The 3,478-nt window shown below is 40.3% G+C and carries 2 protein-coding genes and 1 pseudogene; 2 read left to right on the top strand and 1 reads right to left on the bottom strand.

The window, feature by feature from the left end:
* Positions 1-178, bottom strand: a pseudogene (locus Q0L68_RS18100) (tRNA epoxyqueuosine(34) reductase QueG); the annotation flags it as partial.
* Positions 179-378: 200 nt separating this feature from the next.
* On the opposite strand from Q0L68_RS18100, the gene Q0L68_RS18095 reads away from it, so the two are divergent.
* Both Q0L68_RS18095 and Q0L68_RS18090 read left to right on the top strand, forming a co-directional pair.
* Positions 379-1,023, top strand: a complete 645-nt coding sequence (locus tag Q0L68_RS18095; RefSeq protein ID WP_296705664.1) for a TetR/AcrR family transcriptional regulator — start codon at positions 379-381, stop codon at positions 1,021-1,023.
* 11 nt (positions 1,024-1,034) lie between these two features.
* Complete coding sequence (locus tag Q0L68_RS18090) at positions 1,035-3,221, top strand: family 20 glycosylhydrolase (protein WP_296705663.1); 2,187 nt, start codon at positions 1,035-1,037, stop codon at positions 3,219-3,221.
* The last annotated feature ends 257 nt before the right edge of the window (positions 3,222-3,478 follow it).

Raw genomic sequence — 3,478 nt, 5'->3', positions numbered from 1 at the left:
GTTTGTCGAAATGGTTGCCCAAATAGGCCATATCGCCCTGGTAATTTTGATTGAGCCAAGCTTCTAATCTTGGGGCTTCCTCCTCTAAAAATTCTGCTTTGGCAATTCCACAAAAATCAAAGCCCAATTGCTTGGAAGTGGATTTGATGAGTTGAGCATACGATTCGGAGGTAGTCATGGTATAAAGATACGACTCTCTGCCATTTACAGGAATAAAGGAAAATAGTCAAAATTCTGGTCGATTCACTCGCTGAGACAGAAGGGCAAGGTTCAGGACATGCTTCTTTTCTCAATTGAATTTGTTTTCAAAATCTAATTCCATATAAAGTCCAAATCCCCTTGGAAAATTTGCGATTGCTTATATTTTCCATTAAACTTGTGGAAAATATAACACCAGATAAATTTTCCATGCCTGAGACAGAAATTTCCAAAGCTGAAATATTAGACATCGCTCTTTCTGAATTCCTTAAAAGTGGAACGCAGTCCTTTACCATTCAAGAACTCACTGATTTGACTGGAATCTCTAGCAAAACGGTTTATAAGCTTTTCGGAGATAAAATGGGCTTACTGAAGGCCTGCCTTGAAAAACACTATGGAGAAATGATGGTAGATCTCAGGTTGTTGGGTGAAGCTGCAACAGATGAAGTCGAAGCGCTCTTTGGTCTGCTAAACCGGGTATCTCAGCTGGAATTTGAGATCAATCCAAAATTCTACTCTGACCTCAATAAATTCTATCCTCAATTACAAGATGATTTAAAAAACACCCTTAGAGGTATTGAGCAGTTTTTCTTGGACACCATAGAATCAGGAAAACAACAGGGTTTTTTTGTTTCTACTATAAACAATGAGGTATCCTTTATTGCCATGCAGCACCTTTATTCTGGGATTACTAGAGGCCAGATTTATAGAGGACTGGGCCTTCCCAATCAGAAACTGATCGCCAACACCTCTATGATTTACCTTAGAGGAATGTGCTCTGCAAAAGGATTAGAAAGACTCGAGCAGCTCAACCCAACATTATAAAAAATTACCCCATGAAAAAAGTATTTAAAATAACCGGAATCGTAATTCTCTGTTTGCTAGCAATCATTACTGTGATACTCATTTTTCTTAATTCAGAATACGATAAAGCTAAAAATGAGTATGAGCGACTTGCCGTTAAAAACACTAATCAGGAAGCCACTTTTTACCATTTTCAATTCCAAAATGACTCCAACAGCTTCTTGCATATTTTGCCTTTGCCAAAAAAACTCAAGGCAGAAAAGGGGGTATTCAGCTGGCCTGATGCATGGAAGATCTCTTCAAGCTTGCCAGACACTGAGATATGGGTGCAACGATTGCTGAAAAAAAGCCTTACAGGACTCGGGACCACTGGCAATTTGATTTTCACTGAAAACTCTGACTTGCCTGAGGAAGGTTATCTTCTAGATATTTCTCCAAAAGGTATTGAAATTCAATATTCGCAACCAGCCGGAGCCTATTACGGCATGGTCACCCTACATCATCTTCAGGTTCAATTTCCCGAATCGATATCCTGCCTAAAAATGGAGGATTCACCAGATTTAAAAATTCGAGGCTATATGATGGACATCAGTCGTGATAAAATCCCGCAACTCTCTACCGCCAAAGCCCTAGTTGATAAACTCTCTTTACTAAAATACAATCACCTAGAACTTTATATAGAGGGGTTTTCCTTTGCCTATCCTAGCTATAAATCTTTGTGGGAGGGAAAAGAAACTCCAATGACTCCTGAGGAGATTCGTGAGCTGGATGCCTATTGTAAAGCTCGCTTCATTGAGTTGGTACCCAACCAAAACTCCTTGGGACATATGCAAGCTTGGCTTAATACAACAGAATTTGAACATTTAGCCGAATGCCCGGATGGATATGAAATTTTGCCTCTGCAAAAAACCAAAACGACTCTGGATCCAACAAATCCAGAGAGTATTCAACTGGTGGGCCAAATGATGACCGATCTCTTACCGAACTTCACCTCCAATAAATTCAATGGCAATCTCGATGAGCCTTTTGAATTAGGCCATTGCAACAGTGCTGCTTTGGCTGAAAATATTGGTGTGGGAAGAGTATACTTAGACTACACCCTACAAATCTATGAAATGGCTAAATCGCAAGGCAAGGAGTTCTGGATGTGGGGAGATATAATCGGAAAACATCCCGAGTTGATTCCTGACCTACCCAAGGATATTACCGTTTTGGAGTGGGGATATGAAAGAGAGCATCCTTTTGGTGAAAAAACCAAAGTTTTCAAGGAAAATGGGCTTGAATTTATGGTTTGCCCTGGGACAAGCAGCTGGATGACGTTTACCGGTCGCACGGACAACATGCTCGCAAATATTGAAAACGCTGTGTTAAATGGGTTGAAAAACGGTGCCAAAGGAATGCTTTTGACAGATTGGGGAGATATGGGACACTGGCAATATGAACCAGTAAGCTTGCCTGGAATCGCCTATGGAGGAGCTATCAGCTGGAATTCATCCACATCTCGGAACTTACCCCTGGAGCAATATCTCAACTCTTTCCTTTTCCAAGATCAAAACAATGAACTTGGGGGCATCGTCCTAGATATGGGAAGGCTTTATCACTATGAGGAACGACATATGCCAAATATGAGCCACAACTTCATGGCATATCAGTTTGGAATGGCAGACCCTGTCCTGGAAAAAACCATTTATGGAGCAATAGAGAAAAAACTACCAGACCTAGGAGGGGAAGAGTTTTACAACTTGTTGGCAGGTCGTTTTCAGAATCAAAAAAGCTTTGACTTCCAAGGATTAAGCGAACATCTGGATTATTTAGAAATCGAATTAAATCAACATGCGGAAAGCAAGTTTAATGTTCAAAATGAGGAACAGCAACTGATACGGGAGGAACTTAAAAATGGAATCAGAATGGTTCGTATCGGAGCTGAGATCAGAAATTATGGTCAGCAAAAAGAAAATTGGGATAGTAGCAAACGAATAAAGTACTTAACAGATATGCAAGAAAGGCTAATTGAAATGCAAGCCAAACACCGCAAACTTTGGACAAGCCAAAACAAGGAAGGTGGCTTGGACCGAAGCATGAAGCCATTTGCTGATCTGCAAACCCAATTGAATGAAATGATAAAAACTGAAAAAGGAGGCTCCTTTGGCAAATCAATGGAGCGAATAAAAGAAAAAGTTATCGCCGGAGGAGTCTATTGGTATTTGAAGAGTAACTAGATTGATGGAAACTAAGATGAACTAAGAATCCCACAGCTTAGGTAGGATTCTTCTTTTTTAGCTAAACTCTATCCAGCAGTAATAAGTTGAAATCCGATTTCAGCCTTTTCCTATCGAATCTCACTCATTCTCCTCCTCGCAAATCCGGCCGATCCTGGTACCATTGCTCCTCAAAAGTTTCTTCAATATCTACCTCTGCAATTAAAACTGTATAAACCATCCAGACGACTAAAAATGGAGCAGCTAGAAAAATTAGC

The organism is Algoriphagus sp. (genome assembly GCF_024642405.1).
In the GTDB taxonomy this organism is placed as follows: Bacteria; Bacteroidota; Bacteroidia; order Cytophagales; family Cyclobacteriaceae; genus Algoriphagus.
Note: the sequence above shows the minus strand (reverse complement) of the source record. Positions and strands in the feature narration are given on the sequence as shown.

Bases quoted from the DNA above. Each gene is read 5' to 3' on its own strand.
- Q0L68_RS18090 (WP_296705663.1), top strand. From the start codon at position 1,035: ATGAAAAAAGTATTTAAAATAACCGGAATCGTAATTCTCTGTTTGCTA.